Raw genomic sequence first — 16438 nt, 5'->3', positions numbered from 1 at the left:
AAGTGTGGCAAGGGGCAATATACTTCATAAGTTAAAAGATTGGTCTGAATTAGATGGAAATAAAGAATTTTTATCTAATTTAGATTTGTCTAGACCAGATTTAAATTTTGGTGTGCATAAGTATAAAGATAAGTTTTGGACCAGTGGATTTGTTGGTGTGGGAAGAGTACACGATTATAATCAGAGGCCAATACAATCTAATGGTAAAGAACATATTGTGTTTATTTCATCTCAATATGGTATGAACCCTTGGGATATGCTTGAAAAAGTAATGAATGATGAAGAATATGAGGATTATACAAAAGAATTAGAGAATAATGGTAAATACTTATTTCGAGTTTTTTATGATCAGCCTTTAATACAATTGGGTCAAGAGGAAAATAATGATGGAGATATTTTATATGCACTAAGTTTTATTAATTCCTGTTATTCACTTTGTAAAAAGGGTTTAAAAAAGACGATGTATCATCAGGAAGAAAACTTTAATTCGAAGGTAAGAGGAAAGATTGATATTAAAAAAAATATTCGTAAAAATACATGTTATGGTCGTAATGAAAAATTTCACTGTAAATATATAGATTTTACAGAAGATAATATTGAAAATAGAATTCTCAAAGTAACGCTTATAAAATGTAAATCAATTGTTGAGAAGAGGTTTGAAAAAAATTCTGAAATCACAAAAAGAGTTCAATATTGCATTAATGTTTTACGTCGTGTTAAATCCGTTGCAATTAAAACAAGTGATTTTAATAATATATCCATATCAGGTTTATATATGTATTATAAGCCCGTATTGCAACAAGCCAGATCTATTTTCAATCAGAAATATCAATCATATTCTGTAGATGGTGAAAAGATTATAAAAAAGAGTGTATATACAATTCCATATATGATAAACATGGAAACATTATTTGAATTTTATGCAAGAACAATGATTAAAAAACATCTAGACCAGGAAAAGTATGAGCTAGATATGTATTCAAAAAAATGGTTTATAGAGCATGGCGTAACAAGTATAGAAGATACAGAAAAAAATATTCATTTAATGTCCTATTGTATACCAGATATTGTTATAAGAAATAGGGTAACTAAAGAAACGCTAGTTGTTATTGATGCAAAATATAAGAATCATAACAAATCAGCACGAAATGATAGTCTGCAGTTACTGTCATATGTCTTAATGACAGGAGTAAATAAATGTGGTTTTATATTTCCAGGAAAACAAACAGAAATAAAACAAGTAAAAACAAGTGGGCAGAATTATTTGTTACTTCAAACTCCATTAGTAAGTGAATTAAAATATTATGAGTTAATACTAGCAAATACACTAGATGAGAAAGTATTTGAAGAACTATTTTTTTAATTAAATCTCGAAAACATTGTAGGATATGCTGAAATACTTTTTACGGGAGTAGAGATTAACTCGTAAAATCATCCTGTAATAGCTAAAATTTTTATTGGAATAAAATTTTGCTCCACAAGCACTTGTAATAAAAAGTTGCCAAAAAAGTTGCCACGCCGAATTTTACGGAAAATAAGGTGTGGCAAACCTTGATATAACGGGCTTTTGAAGTTTTTGCTTCAGAGACCCGCCGTCTCCATACCTAAAGGTTAGCAAGATTGTAACGCTAAATAAGGATAAAGGTATCAGCATTTGAAGTGAGTGCGGATACAAATATTTTAAATACATTTGTCAAAGTTATTTACTAAGCTTTTACTGAATTTAAAGTTAAGCGGTACAACAATATAGGAAAAAGGTTTACATCAGCAAAATAAGGTATACTATATTGGTTGAATAGATTTCTTTAAAGGCAGGAAAAGTAGGTGAACCAAAGTGGGGAAATATCAATTGGATACTAAAGGTAAGGCGGCTGTGACGAAGTATCATGAAAAACACAAGCCAGCCCAATTTGATAAAAAGCAGCAACTTGAGAAAATACGTGCGGCGTATTTGAAAAAGAAGCAAGAACAAACAGATCAATAATTTGAATGAAAACATAGGAAGACTAAATCTCCCTATGTTTTTCAAATTGCGGTAGATTTTATTATTCTCCTAAATGGCAGATTCGATGACAGAAAACTTACTATCAGATATCCATTGCTCTTAACATTTCTTGTACCGTACCACCCTAGAATTTTTATTTGCACATACTCCGTGCATTTGTTGTCATAGGGAAGACACTCTCTTTTGAAAAACAAATGAAATCGTTGAAAGTTTGAGAGAATTATCCATCCCATTTTCATTTTTGTTTCAAACGCTTTTATGACAAGGTCGGAAATGTCATCGATTTTATCAAGAACTTTTGAAATACTGGTCTTTCTTCAGTTCAACTTAAGCTGATTTTGGCCTCTCAAAGTATTTATTGTGGAGCATGATGCAACAATTCCAAAAGTACGATTCGTGGGATTCAGCCTAAGAAGATGTGAATGTCATCACTATAATGGTAGAAGGGTGTGCTGAAAGTTTCTCGACTTTTAGTACACCCTTTTGTATTTAATTGAACAGACGACAATGAAGGAGTAATATACTCCCGTATTTTTCGATCCATCATTTAAAAATATAGTATAGTTATTGTAAAAACCGAAATGATCGAGGGGACTGGAAGAAATGAACTTACTAGAAGTTGGAGTAAAAATAAAGCAGATGCGGAAGAAAAATAAAATGTCTCAGGATGATTTAGCTTCGCAGATTAATTTAACGAAAAGCCATATTTCAAAAATAGAAAATGGCAAAGCGACACCGAGTCTGGTGACCTTGTCCAAGATTGCGGAAATATTTGATGTGCCAATGGCCTGGTTTGTTATTCAGGATCAATTTGATGGCATTTCGATTGTTTCGAAAAAAGAACGCAATGAGACTGTTGAGACAAATGAACTTGGCTATCAATATGAGCTGTTAGCGAATAAGAGCTATATGAGCAATATCAATCCTTCTATTGTTACTGTACATAATGGGGCGGAAAATTTAGCGCCTTATACTCACGATAATGATGAATTTATTTATGTCATTTCGGGTAGTATCGTCTTGAAATACGATCATAAATTTTACCATTTAGAAGAGGGGGACTCTGCGTATTTTTCTGGGAAAAAGGAGCATATCTTTATTAATAATTCTGCAGAAAACTCAAAGGTATTAACGATTTATGTTGAGGATTAAATCTTTCTTTTAAACGTAAATATTATCGAAAATACAAATTTCTTGTTTACAATACTATTCAGACAATTTACAATTGGTGTAATGTTATTCAACTAAGTTGAATTATATTACACTTTTTTAAATTTTGGGGGTATGGGGATGACTTCACGTATTAAGGGATTTTATTTACTTTCAGTAGAAGAGCGAGTTAAGTTAATCGCTGAAAAATCAAATTTAACCAATGAGGAAGTTGAAGCTTTAAAAAGTGGAATTTCATTAGAGCTTGCTGATGCAATGGTTGAAAATGTTATTGGACATATTTCAGTGCCTCTAGGGGTAGCGGCCAACTTTAAGGTGAATGGCAAAGAGGTATTTATTCCGATGGCTACGGAAGAGCCGTCAGTAATCGCTGCGGCTAGTAATGCTGCACGAGCAGCATATGAGTTAGGTGGTATTTTTACTTCCAGCTCTGGAACAGTTATGCGAGGACAGATTCAGGTATTAAATATTGAGGACCCTCATGCAGCAAGGGCGAAAATTTTTGAACATAAAAATGAAATCATCGAGCATTGTAATGAAAAGGATCCAACGTTAGTCAAGTTAGGCGGCGGAGTGAAGGATATCGAGGTACACTTAATCGACACAGCAAAAGAAACAATGGTTGTCGTCCATTTAATTGTAGATACGAAGGATGCAATGGGGGCAAACGCTGTTAATACGATGGCGGAATCTGTGTCACCATTAATCGAACGGATTACAAATGGACGAGTTGTGCTACGGATTATTTCAAATTTAGCAGATAAGCGTATTGTCCGTGCGCGTGGAGAATTCTCGACAGATATGCTTGGTGGTATAGAAATTGCTAAAAATATTGTCAGTGCTTACGAATTTGCAGATGCTGATCCGTATCGGGCTGCTACACATAATAAAGGAGTTATGAATGGTATTACAGCTGCGGTATTAGCATCGGGTAATGATACACGTGCTGTTGAGGCTGGTGCTCATGCCTATGCTGCTCGTTCTGGTAGATATCGTTCTTTAACAACGTGGGAGCTGAATAAAGCAGGCAATCTTGTTGGGACGTTGGAATTGCCATTAGCTGTTGGTATTGTGGGAGGGGCTACGAAGACTCATCCTGTTGCAAAAGCAGCGCTAAAAATTATGGATGTGCAATCTGCAGAGGAGCTAGCAAGCTACATTGCCGCAGTAGGATTAGTAGAAAATCTAGCAAGCTTACGCGCACTTTCAGCAGAGGGGATTCAATCTGGTCATATGCGTCTGCATGCGAAAAACTTGGCTGTAATGGCTGGGGCAACAGGCGATATTATTGATCGTGTTGTGCAGCAGGCGGTAGAAGAGAAGGATTTCCGTTATGATCGTGTTTTAGAGATTACAAACTCTCTGCGAGGTGAATAATACATGGCGAATACTCCATACAATGAGCAAAAAAAGATAGAGGAAAAGAAGTTTATTGAAATTTTAGGAGACACGGTTTCTGGTAATCAATTAATTATTTCAATTATTTTAAGTGTTGCTGCAAGCTTTTTAGGCTATCAGTTTGGCCAGTGGGTTTTTCCGAAGTTTGCAGACCCTCAAATGATTAACTCCTATTCACTGTTAACAGGAATCACGGGTATTCTAATTGTTGTTGCTATTAATACGATTCTTTTTAAACCAAAGCGTATTTTAGTAGAAGATGAAGCATCCAGTCATTCTTTAAAGGAAGCATTTGAGGATTTACAAATTGATATAGACGAGGAAATACGCTTAATCGAGGAAGATCCGGTGACAAAAAAAGAGCTTGAGGATTTTGGAATTCTTTCTAGCTTACAAGGCTTGAAGGGAGCGGATAAAAAATGAGTATTTATGTAATAGCTCTTTTATTTGCACTTCTTGGTGCAGCTATCTTTACTATAATTGGACTTATTTCAGGTACAGATGAAACAGCAATTATGGTACCCATTACATTGTTAGTTATTTTGCTGGGAGCGCCTCCTGAAGGGGTATTCGCCTTTTTCATGGCGGGCGTGTTAGCTAAGCATTTAACACATGCTGTCCCAACTGCGTTATTAGGCATTCCAGGGGATACAACGGCTGTACCGTTGATCGATCATGCCAATACATTACGCCGTTTAGGGATGCCGCACGTTGCATTACGTAAAATGATCTCCGGCGGTGTTATCGGTGCATTTATCGCCCTACCAACCGCTGTATTGTTAGGTCAGTTTTTAGGTCAATTTGCCGACTTTTTTAAATCTTCATCAGGCATCATTTTTACACTTGCCGCAATTTTAATCGCATTCTTTTCAAAGGGAAAATGGGCAAGTATTTTAATTATTATTCCATTTGCATTTTTCATTAAAGCTTTAGATAGCGTTAGCTTCGCGATGCTGGATAAACATTTAAGTATTACATTCTTTTTAGGAATTGCCATTGGACCGATGTTTTGTAATATTTTAATGGCGGCTTCTTCGGTTGCTAAAAATGATCTAGCACGCAGTAAGCCAAATCAATATAATCTTGCTCCCGAAACGAAATCATGGAAGGGCTATTTCCCGAATCCATTTAAAATTTTATCGAAAAGGCAGACCATTTTTACGAGCATTACAACGTTTCTTTCCTCCCTTACATTTGTTTTCAGTCCTGTCGGGATGACGTCATTGATGGGAGAAATTGTAGGCTCACGTACAAAAGGTGCCTATAAAAAATCAACAACGAGTCTTACTGTCATGAATGGTGTAACGGAATCGACATATATAGCTGAAGCGATTATTCCATTAATTGCATTCGGTATTCCGTTAAGCCCAGTAGCACTTGGACCAGCATCACCTTTATTTAATGCACCACCGATTTTTACAGTAGATCCAGTTAACAACCTACACACGCTCATGTCTTCATGGGACTTTTTCATTTTTGGGTTAATCGGTATTAGTGTGGCGGCTTTAATTGCTTATCCATTTGCGATGAATTATGCACGTAAAGCATCTGTATTAGTATTGAAATATATTAGTCAGGAAGCAATCGTAGCGATGTTCATCGGTTTAGCATTTTTGCTTGCCTATAACGAGGCACAATTACTAGGAGTAGTGTTAACATTTACAGTCGCAATTGTTGGTGGTTTATTAAATCGTATTTTAGGTGTAGGGGCCGGTGTGCAATTCATGGTATTCTACGCATCAAGCTGGATTATGCTACAGCTGTTCGGCATTTAATTAAAGGAAGTGTATCTTGATGACTTTACCAAAACAAGTGGAAATAAGAGAAGTTGGTCCTCGTGACGGCTTACAAAATGAGAAAATTTTTATTCCAACTGATTTGAAAGTGCAATGGATTAACTTAATCAGTGAAACAGGTGTCCGCCATATCGAAGTATCCTCTTTTGTTAGTCCCAAATGGATACCAGCTTTAGCCGATCATCATGAAGTGTTTGAACAAATCGCACGTCATGAAAAAATAACGTATGCAGCGCTTGTGCCTAATTTGAAAGGGGTAGAAGGAGCCATTCAACAAAAGGTTGATGAAATTGCGTTATTTATCTCCGCCTCTGAGGAGCATAATCAAAGTAATGTAAACGCTTCAATCAACCAATCTTTGCAGAACTTAAAAGCTGTAGCTGAAGTAGCAAATCGTGAAGGTATATCGTTAAGAGGCTATATTTCAACTGTATTTGGCAGTCCGTTTGGTGATGAAGTAAAGCTTCAAACAGTGAAGGATATCATTGATGCCTATCTAGCAATGGGCGTTTATGAAATTTCACTCGGCGATACAATTGGGGTAGCGGATCCTGTACAAGTAAAGGCTATTTTATCAGAGCTGCTCACTCAATACGATCGTGATTTGTTTGCCCTTCATTTTCATGATACGTATGGCCGTGCTTTAGCCAATATATTTGCAGCACTTGAGCTGGGGATTACAAAATACGACAGTGCTATTGGAGGTTTAGGGGGATGCCCCTATGCCCCTGGTGCAAGCGGCAATGTATCGACAAATGATTTAGTAAATTTCCTGCATCGTTTAGGCGTCCAAACGAATATTGATGAAGAAAAACTATTTACCGCCACACAATTTTTACAGCAGGCAATAGATAGACAGCTTGATAGTAAAGTATATAAAGTGCAAAGTAATTAAGTAAAAGAGCGCCTCTATAGTTAGAATTAAAATTAGAAATGTCCCACCCAATTGGTGGGACATTTTTTACTGAGGGAAAATAGTTTTATGCCAATTAATCATACTACCTTTGAATTCAATAGATGACCCTCCTAAATATGATCAATATACTTCAAACACTTTGCCAGTAGCTGGGTACGATTGGTTACTTGAAATTTTCTATATAGATTTTGAAGATGTTTTTTGATTGTATTTTCACTGACGAATAATTGCTTAGCGATTTCTATGTTTTTTAAGCCTTTGAATACAAACTTTAAAACTTCTCGTTCTCGATCTGTCATTTCCAACACGATGGAGGGCTGTGAAAAGTGATGTAAGGAATACATATTTTCGATATTTCTTTTCAAATATACTAACTTTAAAATATCTTTTTCATTAAATAGCTTCTCTCCTGTTTTCCTTAAAAAGCCAATAACGGCTACGAGCCTATTGTCTATCCTCAAATACATGGCCATTTCATCTTCATAGCGATTTTCTTTCAAAAATACTTCTTTATAGTGGGTTTGTTTTTGCAGGCACATCACTTCATTCCTACTCATTAGCTGAATGGAAGGCTGTGTATTTATATTTTGGGGGTGCAATGGATCAAAGTTTTTATATCTTTGTAAATAGTCATTAATCGTGTGACGCTCTATATTAAAAAGCACAGGGGCGGTTAGCTCATTATTTGCTATTTCCCAAAATAACATATGGTGATAGCCGAGATGCTGACTAATTGTTTGCAATAGTTCATGTTTAAAACCTTCATTGCTTTGTTTCACATTCATATTCGAAATATGATAGCTTGCTTTAAGAATGTTTTCTAAATCATTTTCTAAAAACATGAAAACACCTCGTTTCTCTATTATGCATTTATATTCTACTTAAAACAGAATTATCCTTTCGGGTAATATCTTAAATTTAGAATATTCAGTACATTATAGTTGCAAGATTACTACTATACGAGGTGATAATATGAATTTACAAGAGTATGCATCCTATGACGGTATTGGGTTGGCAGAGCTAGTAAAATCAAAGGAGGTAACACCACAGGAGTTAAAGGAGCTAGCGTTAGAAGGAATAAAAAAAGTCAATCCATCCATTAATGCAGTTGTTAGTGTGTTAGAAGAGCAGGCTGACAAGGCAATTGAAAAGGTTGATGAAAATGCGCCGTTTGCAGGTGTTCCGTTTTTAATTAAAGAGCTTGTGCTACATGCAGAGGGTGTTTCGCATAGTATGGGGAGTCGTATTGGAGAAAATACGGTTATACCCGTCGATAGTGAATTAATGGCGCGTTTTAGAAAGGCTGGCTTGATTTTAGCAGGGACTACGACAACGCCTGAGTTTGGCTATAATGCAGCGACTGAAGCGGTTATTTATGGTGCAACGCGCAATCCGTGGAATTTAACTCATAGTCCAGGCGGTTCGAGTGGTGGGTCAGCAGCGGCTGTTGCAAGTGGTATTGTGCCAATCGCTCATGCCAATGATGGTGGAGGTTCTATTCGTATCCCCGCTTCCTGTAGTGGGTTAGTGGGATTAAAGCCAACACGGGGAAGAGTTCCAGCTGGTCCATTCAATAGCGAGCCTTTAAATGGTATTGCCATTGAGTTCGCTGTGACGCGTACAATTCGTGATACAGCGGTGCTATTGGATCAAGTAGCAGGCCCGGACTTAGGGAGCTATTCCAAATTAGAAGTAACACATGCACCGTATGGACAACTTATCCAGGAAACAGTGCGCCCGCTAAAAATTGCTTGGACAACTGAAACAAATTCTGGGGCATTTGTCGATCCGGAATGTATAGAAGCGGTTCATAAAACAGTTCAAGTATTAAAAGAACTAGGACACGAGGTAGTAGAGGCGCGTCCGAAATATGAACAAGCATCATTCACAAAGGCGACGGTTGCTATTTGGACAGCGAATATTTATCACATGATTAAGGGGGCTGCAGCGGGAACTGGTAAGGCAGTTTCTCCAGACTATATTGAAGCCGCCATTTGGAAATGCTATGAATATGGTGGTCAATTAAAGGCGGCTGATTTATTAGAAGCTATTCATACAAATGCAGTCGTTTCACGTCAAGTAGCAGGCTTCTTTGAAGACTATGATATTTTATTGAGTCCAACTATTGGCACACTTCCTGCTAAAATTGGTGAGTTAAATGCCAACAATCCTAACATTTCGGCTGTTGAATGGACAGAGCAAATTTTCACGTATGCACCGTTTACAAATTTATTCAATGCTACAGGTCAACCTTCCATATCATTGCCTTTAGCCGAAAGTAAATCAGGCCTACCAATTGGTCTACAAATGACGGGTAAATTTGCAGATGAATGGACGTTATTACAGCTAGGTAGACAATTAGAGGAAGCCATGCCTTGGAAAGATCGTCAACCAGCAGTACATGTTAGTGAACAGCCTCAGCCAGCAGTATAATCTAGCATGAACGCACTTAGTAGAGACTAGGTGCGTTTTTTTGCGGTCGTAATTTTCAAGCTTCCTCAAAAGCAGGTTTTATCCTGACCTCGAACTCATATACATAAAATAAAAGCTAATAGGAGTAGTGATTATTGGACAAACAACAACATAAGTACAGATGGATTGTGTTTGTTGCTGTATTGTTTACCTATTTGTTAATGGCAAGTCAGCGAACTGCTCCAGGGTTAATTACAGATCAATTGATGGAGGATTTTGGGGTAACGGCATCGACAATCGGGTTATTGACGAGTATTCAATTTTTTGTGTACACGAGTTTACAAATTCCAATGGGGATTTTAGCTGATCGATTTGGGCCAAACGTTTTCCTCATCATTGGTGCCACCCTTACAGGTATAGGTACCATTCTTTACAGTCTAGGTACACATGAATTCATTCTATTCTTTTCTTTTCTAGAATACTTACTGGTGTAGGAGATGCCACCATATGGGTGAATATGGTGCTTATTTTGGCACAATGGTTTCATAAAAAGGAGTTTGTCCGACTAATTGGCTTTGCTGGTATGACAGGGAGCTTAGGCTTCTTATTGGCAACAGTTCCTTTTGCTACATTGATTCTTTTATTAGGTTGGCGAATCACCTTTTTCTCTACAGGACTTTTACTATGCTTATGTGGTGTACTTCTTTATTTTGTGCTTGTACAAAACACAAAACGCATTTTTTCAAAGGAATCTGTAAGCATAGCTAAAGAAATAAAACGTGAAAAAAGCGCCATATTATTACGAAGAATATTTTCAAGCAGACAAGCATGGGCTTTATTTTTTTGTCATTTTGGCGTTGTGGGCGGGTATGTTGGCTTTATTAGCTCGTGGGCAGTACCATATGGGATCAATATGTATGAGATGTCACGTTCAGAGGCTAGTCAGCTAATTATGATTGGTCTAGTCGGAGCGCTAATAGGTGCACCTTTAATGAGCTGGATTGCTGGCTGGTTAGGTACGATTAAGAGACCCTATATTGTTGTGCATATTGCGGTTTTAACGAGTTGGTTTGCCTTTCTTTTATTGAAAGGACATCCGTCCATTTGCATGCTCATTGTCCTGTTCTTTCTCATCGGCTTTGGCTATGGTGCAAGTGCTTTAACCTTTGCGGCAGTTCGTCAAACTTTCCCTTTAAATGAATCAGGTATTGTTTCTGGGTTTGCCAATACAGGGGGCTTTCTAAGTGCTGTATTGCTGCCCATTATTTTTGGCTATATTTTAGATTACTTTCAAGCTGCCACAGGCAATATAAATGATGGGTACTACTATGGCTTCATCTCGCCAGTCATATTTTCTATCATTGGCTTGATTGGAGTAATGATGTTTAAGGAAAAGCTTTTAAGAGTGATGGATTAAGCCCTGCTATATAATATGAGCATAAAGGGGATACCTGCAATAGAGGTATTCCCTTTTTAACATTGAACGAATTACCCCATATATACACTGGCACAAGTATCTGGAGCAGGTTCATAAAAGCAATGATTCTTAAATTGTCCTGTAAACGGCTGACCATACCATGTTGGGGGACATGGTGCATATGGATTGAAGTACCAGAGTGCATATTTTGCTGGATGTTCTCGCCAGAAATCTAAGTTTTGTTTCGCTAATCTTTTTTCCGTTTCTCTTGCTCGTTGGTAAAACATATTGCCTTTTTGAACAGCTTCGAAAGAATAGTTTCCGCCTTGTACCTGGTAAATAACCTGCTCAATCGTTCTTACATCATTGAAGTCTAAACAGGACGCCACTGCACGATTCACAATGACATTGCCCACGTAAAGCATACCTTGTTGACCTTCACCCTCTGCTTCTGCTCTCATCATCCTTGCCATTAAAGCAACGTCTGCATCACGGTATTTTACTCTTGGCATTTTTCCACCTCCACCTTATAGTATGAAAAAGAACAAGGCTAGTTTCACTTTATCTTGAAATTCGTTGTTTTTGAATATCACTCCATAAAAAACACCATCTTTCCTGTTCAACAGCAAGATGGTGTATTTTCATTAAAAATTATTTTTGAAGTATGGCGTTTTTTTCAGTACAACACATACTGGGATGGCGATAACTAAGCCTACGATGTTTTGAATGACGTCCCCCGGAATGGATGCCAGCGGGGCAATCCAGCTGTTGAACATAATGGCTTGCCCAACATAGTAAACAGCAATCATCACAGGCATTGATACTACTGCTCCTAAAATATTCAGCCCAAGATTATCACCTTTATGTCCTTTTGACCAAGCAATTTTACCGACAATGAAGCCTTGTAATGCGCGTGAAATAATGGTTGTGGGTGCCCAAATTAACCAGCCACCTACGATATCGAATAAACCCATTCCAATAGCTCCAGCAAGTGCTCCTTTTTTAGGCCCAAATAAAATAGCGGAGATAAACAGCATAGATGTTCCTAAGTGGATAAGGCCCCCTTGCCCAATCGGTAGCTTAAGATTGATAAACATTGTAGCAACGAAAACAAGTGCTGCTAAAATCGCTGTAATGACTAAATCAAATGTTTTTGTACGTGATTTTGTATAGGATGTTGGCCTTTGTATATTTTGCATTTGTCTCTTCCTCACTATGATGAATATTTTGATGATTTTTACTTTAACAAAGGACTGACTATTGTAAAAGTGTCAATTTCATAAAAAAGTTAAGGGTCAGTTTCAGGTTATTTTCGCATCTTTCGAATTGTGATACGATGGGGAGAGTAAAAGCAGGATGAGTTAGGTGGAATGTATGATGAAAAAAGTTGCTGTAATTCAAGATATGTCGTCCTTTGGTAAGTGCTCATTGACGGCTGCGATGCCTGTACTCTCTGTGATGGGTGTGCAAGCAGTCCCATTACCGACAGCTATTTTAACGGCACAAACAGGATATTCAAGCTTTTATTGTGAAGATTTAACGTCAAAGATGGACTCTTTTATAGACGAGTGGAGTAAGCTTGGAGCTACCTTTGATGGGATTCATACAGGCTTTGTTACAGGTAAGGAGCAAATCGATAATATATTTCGCTTTTTAGATGTGTTTCAATCAAATAAGACAACGTTGCTTGTCGATCCAGTAATGGGCGATCATGGTGAGGTCTATAAGATGTTTACTGGTGAATTGCTTGATCGTATGAAAGCGTTAGTAAAGTGTGCTGATATTATTACGCCAAATGTTACGGAATGTTGCTTGCTTACAGGTTTATCCTATGAAAGGCTATTGAGCTATCAAAATGATACAGATTATATTCATGCCCTTAAGGAAGCAGGTCAGCAGTTACAGCAAGCAACTGGAGCAAACGTCATTATTACGGGTTTGAATCCACCAGTAGGGGATACGGACAAGCGTTATGTTGGGAATATGTTTGTCGATTCTGAGCGGTCTTTTCATAATATCCGCAACTATAATGGTGAGAGCTATTCAGGCACAGGCGACCTCTTCGCATCCATCATAATGGGCGGCATGATGCGCGGACAAGATTTAATGGAATCAATGACACTAGCAGAAACATTTTTAGCCGCTGCAATTGAAGCTACTTCGAAGGAGCAAGTACCTCGTGAGGCAGGCGTGCATTTTGAAAAGTTTTTACGTATGCTGCTTTAGAAACTATAGAGTGACCTAAAATGTTAGCATCATTTTAGGTCACTTTTCTTTTAACAGCAATCTTATAGTGATGTCTCTCATGAATAGCCAACAATTGAATAGCTTGAATGAGATTAGGATAATGCGCAATGGGATCAGGAAAAACAATGTGTCCTGCAACATCCTCGTCTATATTTTGTACTAACTTTTGCAAAGCAAGTGTCTCGGTGATAAGTAATTGCTCGATATCATAACTGTTTAATACAAAGCGTATTTTCTTAGGTGGAATCAAAATACTGGGTGCTCGCATTCCATGTCCTTTTTTGGATTGATATTCTTCATAAATATCATGTATTTCAGTAGAGAATGGCTTGTTTCTTCGCATTTTAGCGATAGGCGTAAGGAATAAAGAATATTTGGTTGCTGTGTGGAGCATTTTGAGAATCAAATAAAGGTGATAAAAGTGTTCACCAATGGACCATTTTCCCTCACGTGTTACTCGCCATAGTTCTTCCTGTGAAAGGGAATGAATAGCTGGTAGATAGTGTGCTCGTTGCGCCTGTAATGTAAGAAAGTGTTTTGACATATTAGTAGATTCCATAGATTTTCAGCTCCCTTATTTCCATTTTAAGGATTACTGTTGTAAAAGTACATCAAATGCCAATTGTTATGACCGATAAATAGGAAAAGTATGATAGGAGGAAAAGGCATGGAAATTAGACAATTAACAGCAGCAGATGCTGAGGTATATAGAGATTTAAGATTAGAGGGATTGCAAACAAATCCAGAAGCTTTTGGCGCTAGCTTCGAGGAAGAAAAGGATTTGTCACTTGAGTCGTTTGCAAATAGGCTCGAAGGACAGGGAACATTTACATTTGGGGCATTTGACCAGGAGGATTTACTCGGTGTGGCGACATTGGTGCAAGCAAATAAAATGAAGCTAAAGCATAAAGCGAGTATTTTTGCCGTGTATGTTTCTTCAAAAAAGCGGGGATTGGGCATAGGAAAACAACTAATGGTAGAGATCATCAATCAAGCAAAGACACTTGTAGACGTCGAGCAAATTAATTTAACAGTTGTTTCTTCCAATGAATCAGCAAAAGGATTATACACATCGTTAGGTTTTCACGTTTTTGGAACAGAACGAAACGCCTTAAAAATAGGACAGCAATATTTTGATGAGGATTATATGGTGCTGTATTTCTAAAAATGCTAAAAAGCCTTTGAAGTATTCATCTTCAAAGGCTTCAATTTATTATGGTGAGTAGCAATGGAACAATGAAAAGAAAGCAAGGAATAAAAGAATCACCGTGATAAAAAGAATAAGTAAAGCACTAACAATGCCCGCTTTCTTTATAAGAAACCATATACTTAGCATGATAATAATGACCGAAAATGTGGATGCGAGCCAAAATCCAAGAATCCCCAAGTATTCAATCATAATGGGGAATGAATCGTGAAAGTAATTATACGGAATATCTAGCCTAAGAAAAGTGGTCAACAGAAGATCCATAATATCCCCCCATCTACATATTTGTTCTTACATATATGGTATGCAGAAGCATCTTTAAGTCACACGGCAGTACTCCTTAAAACTGCCGTCATTTCAAATCAAAGCTCCTTACAATAATTACCTCAGTGCCTGTTGTCATCGTGCATTCTGTGAGTATGGAGAAATGAAAAGATGCCTTTGAAGGAATTACCCTTCAAAGGCATTCTCTATAGGTCCTTTTTCAAGCTACGCTCAATAAAAATATATACATATAAACAGATAGATAAGAGTAACATACCTAAGCTTATAACAAATAAGCCTATTCCTGACCAACTACCAATGATCAACGACAGAAGAACAATGACCCCGAAGAAAATAAGGGTTAGCTTAGATGCTTTTCTATTATCTTTTATAAGAAGTATACTTATTCCAAATACTAACATATTAGCGAAAAAACCTATCCCAATTGGAATTAGAATACCCATCTCCTTATTCAAATCCTTTCAATACAATTTGTTTTTGCTAAATACCAAAGATATAAAATATCAACAACTCTAACTATTTATCACTCCCAAAATAGTAATTAGAAGCATAATGAACTAAAAACAAGAAAAATACTCCCCTTAAAAGGCAGATGTTGATGTTTATCTTTTAAGGGGAATGAATAAATTGCCATTGTTACCACAAATTATTTCAACTGAATAAAACCATTTCCTACCTGATTAATGGAGAAACGGTCCAATGAAAGAGCATGAGTTAATAAGTAGTCATATACATACATTGGAATCAAATGGGGTTCACAATGTTTGATTATTTTTATGATAAGTGCAGCTGCACCGGCAACAAATGGAGCTGCCATAGAGGTTCCTGTCAATTCTACATAATCACTGTTTAAATGCGTAGATAATATATTTTCACCAGGCCCTACAAAATCTAAATTAACATTCGTATTAGAAAATTTTGAAGGCGTGTCTGTTTCAGAGATAGAGCCGACTTGAATTACTTCCTTGTAAAAACCAGGGTATGATATTTCGATAGTTGCGCTTTCTCCATCGCCTTCATTACCAGCAGCGGCTACTAATACGATACCTTTTGAACGGGCATATTTTATGGCTTTATGCAATTCTTCATTTGGTTCTGGGCTGCCGAGTGACATATTAATAATGTTTACTTTTTCTCCATTAGGTCCAGTCCAATTAACTGCATACATAATCGCCTTAATCAAACTTTCAAAGCTTCCTCTTCCTTTGTGATTTATTACTTTTAATATAAGAAGTTTACTTTTTGGCGCAATACCTGTGATTCCCTTGCCATTATCAACAGCAGCTAGAATTCCAGATACATGTGTACCATGTCCAAGATAATCTTTAAATATTGAAGGATTACCTTCATCATCATCTGTGAAATTATAGCCATCAATAATATTGTCCTTTAAACTCGGGTGGTCAACCTGAACACCACTATCTAATACAGCAATAACAGATCCTGAACCTTGATCTGTTTCTTGCCACAATTCCCTTGCTCGAATCTTATCTAAATTATCAGGAACTGCATTTAGAACTTTAAACAACTTGACCACTTTTACCCGCTCTAAAATGATTTCATATTTCATTTTGTCATCTCCTTT

The 16438-nt window shown here is 37.1% G+C and carries 15 protein-coding genes and 1 pseudogene; 11 read left to right on the top strand and 5 right to left on the bottom strand.

Features of this window, described 5'->3' with window-relative positions:
- The first annotated feature begins 4 nt into the window (after positions 1–4).
- The 7 genes from JIN86_RS18845 to JIN86_RS18815 all read left to right on the top strand — a co-directional run bounded on the left by JIN86_RS18845 (position 5) and on the right by JIN86_RS18815 (position 7264).
- Positions 5–1363 (top strand): 5-methylcytosine restriction system specificity protein McrC, encoded by a 1359-nt coding sequence (locus tag JIN86_RS18845; RefSeq protein ID WP_202342590.1) that lies wholly within the window; start codon positions 5–7, stop codon positions 1361–1363.
- Between the two features lie 471 nt (positions 1364–1834).
- On the top strand, positions 1835–1984 hold the full coding sequence (locus tag JIN86_RS18840; RefSeq protein ID WP_202342589.1) for a hypothetical protein: 150 nt from the start codon (positions 1835–1837) through the stop codon (positions 1982–1984).
- A 624-nt stretch (positions 1985–2608) separates the two neighbouring features.
- On the top strand, positions 2609–3157 hold the full coding sequence (locus JIN86_RS18835) for a helix-turn-helix domain-containing protein (protein WP_066037146.1): 549 nt from the start codon (positions 2609–2611) through the stop codon (positions 3155–3157).
- 138 nt (positions 3158–3295) lie between these two features.
- Entirely contained in the window at positions 3296–4552 is a 1257-nt protein-coding gene (locus tag JIN86_RS18830; protein WP_202342588.1) for a hydroxymethylglutaryl-CoA reductase, degradative, read from the top strand.
- A 3-nt stretch (positions 4553–4555) separates the two neighbouring features.
- Positions 4556–4996 carry a hypothetical protein gene (locus tag JIN86_RS18825; RefSeq protein WP_202342587.1) on the top strand — a complete coding sequence of 147 codons (441 nt, stop codon included), beginning with the start codon at positions 4556–4558 and terminating at the stop codon, positions 4994–4996.
- Positions 4993–6348, top strand: coding sequence for a tripartite tricarboxylate transporter permease (locus tag JIN86_RS18820; RefSeq protein WP_202342586.1), 1356 nt, complete (start codon positions 4993–4995; stop codon positions 6346–6348). The genes JIN86_RS18825 and JIN86_RS18820 overlap by 4 nt, the downstream gene beginning before the upstream one ends.
- Before the next feature lie 19 nt (positions 6349–6367).
- Entirely contained in the window at positions 6368–7264 is an 897-nt protein-coding gene (locus tag JIN86_RS18815; protein WP_202342585.1) for a hydroxymethylglutaryl-CoA lyase, read from the top strand.
- A 131-nt stretch (positions 7265–7395) separates the two neighbouring features.
- Here JIN86_RS18815 and JIN86_RS18810 read toward each other — a convergent pair whose 3' ends face one another.
- Positions 7396–8127 (bottom strand): response regulator transcription factor, encoded by a 732-nt coding sequence (locus tag JIN86_RS18810; RefSeq protein ID WP_004228171.1) that lies wholly within the window; start codon positions 8125–8127, stop codon positions 7396–7398.
- A gap of 130 nt (positions 8128–8257) precedes the next feature.
- On the opposite strand from JIN86_RS18810, the gene JIN86_RS18805 reads away from it, so the two are divergent.
- Positions 8258–9718 carry an amidase gene (locus tag JIN86_RS18805; RefSeq protein WP_004228173.1) on the top strand — a complete coding sequence of 487 codons (1461 nt, stop codon included), beginning with the start codon at positions 8258–8260 and terminating at the stop codon, positions 9716–9718.
- A gap of 134 nt (positions 9719–9852) precedes the next feature.
- A pseudogene (locus JIN86_RS18800) lies at positions 9853–11114 on the top strand (MFS transporter).
- A 71-nt stretch (positions 11115–11185) separates the two neighbouring features.
- Here the strand turns inward: JIN86_RS18800 and JIN86_RS18795 are convergent.
- Positions 11186–11626 (bottom strand): cell wall hydrolase, encoded by a 441-nt coding sequence (locus tag JIN86_RS18795; RefSeq protein ID WP_004228176.1) that lies wholly within the window; start codon positions 11624–11626, stop codon positions 11186–11188.
- Between the two features lie 132 nt (positions 11627–11758).
- Positions 11759–12313 carry an ECF transporter S component gene (locus JIN86_RS18790; RefSeq protein WP_004228177.1) on the bottom strand — a complete coding sequence of 185 codons (555 nt, stop codon included), beginning with the start codon at positions 12311–12313 and terminating at the stop codon, positions 11759–11761.
- A 178-nt stretch (positions 12314–12491) separates the two neighbouring features.
- Between JIN86_RS18790 and JIN86_RS18785 the strand changes: the two genes are divergently transcribed.
- Positions 12492–13340: a pyridoxamine kinase gene (locus tag JIN86_RS18785; RefSeq protein WP_202342616.1), complete on the top strand. Its 849-nt coding sequence runs from the start codon at positions 12492–12494 to the stop codon at positions 13338–13340.
- Positions 13341–13374: 34 nt separating this feature from the next.
- Here the strand turns inward: JIN86_RS18785 and JIN86_RS18780 are convergent, their stop codons facing one another.
- Complete coding sequence (locus JIN86_RS18780) at positions 13375–13920, bottom strand: DinB family protein (RefSeq protein WP_202342584.1); 546 nt, start codon at positions 13918–13920, stop codon at positions 13375–13377.
- Between the two features lie 108 nt (positions 13921–14028).
- Here JIN86_RS18780 and JIN86_RS18775 point away from each other — a divergent pair, with 108 nt between their 5' ends.
- Positions 14029–14526, top strand: coding sequence for a GNAT family N-acetyltransferase (locus tag JIN86_RS18775; protein WP_202342583.1), 498 nt, complete (start codon positions 14029–14031; stop codon positions 14524–14526).
- A gap of 973 nt (positions 14527–15499) precedes the next feature.
- Here JIN86_RS18775 and JIN86_RS18770 read toward each other — a convergent pair.
- Positions 15500–16423 carry a S8 family peptidase gene (locus JIN86_RS18770; protein WP_202342582.1) on the bottom strand — a complete coding sequence of 308 codons (924 nt, stop codon included), beginning with the start codon at positions 16421–16423 and terminating at the stop codon, positions 15500–15502.
- Positions 16424–16438 lie beyond the last annotated feature (15 nt).

Origin of the sequence: Lysinibacillus sp. HST-98 (assembly GCF_016757845.1) — a bacterium.
Taxonomy (GTDB): domain Bacteria; phylum Bacillota; class Bacilli; order Bacillales_A; family Planococcaceae; genus Lysinibacillus; species Lysinibacillus capsici.
The sequence above is the reverse complement of the archived record's forward strand: the minus strand, read 5'-3'. Positions and strand labels throughout refer to the sequence as shown.

Excerpts from the sequence above, each read along its gene's own strand:
- JIN86_RS18835 (WP_066037146.1), top strand. The coding sequence starts at position 2,609 with ATGAACTTACTAGAAGTTGGAGTAAAAATAAAGCAGATGCGGAAGAAA.
- JIN86_RS18830 (WP_202342588.1), top strand. The coding sequence starts at position 3,296 with ATGACTTCACGTATTAAGGGATTTTATTTACTTTCAGTAGAAGAGCGA.
- JIN86_RS18825 (WP_202342587.1), top strand. The coding sequence starts at position 4,556 with ATGGCGAATACTCCATACAATGAGCAAAAAAAGATAGAGGAAAAGAAG.
- JIN86_RS18820 (WP_202342586.1), top strand. The coding sequence starts at position 4,993 with ATGAGTATTTATGTAATAGCTCTTTTATTTGCACTTCTTGGTGCAGCT.
- JIN86_RS18815 (WP_202342585.1), top strand. The coding sequence starts at position 6,368 with ATGACTTTACCAAAACAAGTGGAAATAAGAGAAGTTGGTCCTCGTGAC.
- JIN86_RS18810 (WP_004228171.1), bottom strand. The coding sequence starts at position 8,127 with ATGTTTTTAGAAAATGATTTAGAAAACATTCTTAAAGCAAGCTATCAT.
- JIN86_RS18805 (WP_004228173.1), top strand. The coding sequence starts at position 8,258 with ATGAATTTACAAGAGTATGCATCCTATGACGGTATTGGGTTGGCAGAG.
- JIN86_RS18795 (WP_004228176.1), bottom strand. The coding sequence starts at position 11,626 with ATGCCAAGAGTAAAATACCGTGATGCAGACGTTGCTTTAATGGCAAGG.
- JIN86_RS18790 (WP_004228177.1), bottom strand. The coding sequence starts at position 12,313 with ATGCAAAATATACAAAGGCCAACATCCTATACAAAATCACGTACAAAA.
- JIN86_RS18785 (WP_202342616.1), top strand. The coding sequence starts at position 12,492 with ATGAAAAAAGTTGCTGTAATTCAAGATATGTCGTCCTTTGGTAAGTGC.
- JIN86_RS18780 (WP_202342584.1), bottom strand. The coding sequence starts at position 13,920 with ATGGAATCTACTAATATGTCAAAACACTTTCTTACATTACAGGCGCAA.
- JIN86_RS18775 (WP_202342583.1), top strand. The coding sequence starts at position 14,029 with ATGGAAATTAGACAATTAACAGCAGCAGATGCTGAGGTATATAGAGAT.
- JIN86_RS18770 (WP_202342582.1), bottom strand. The coding sequence starts at position 16,423 with ATGAAATATGAAATCATTTTAGAGCGGGTAAAAGTGGTCAAGTTGTTT.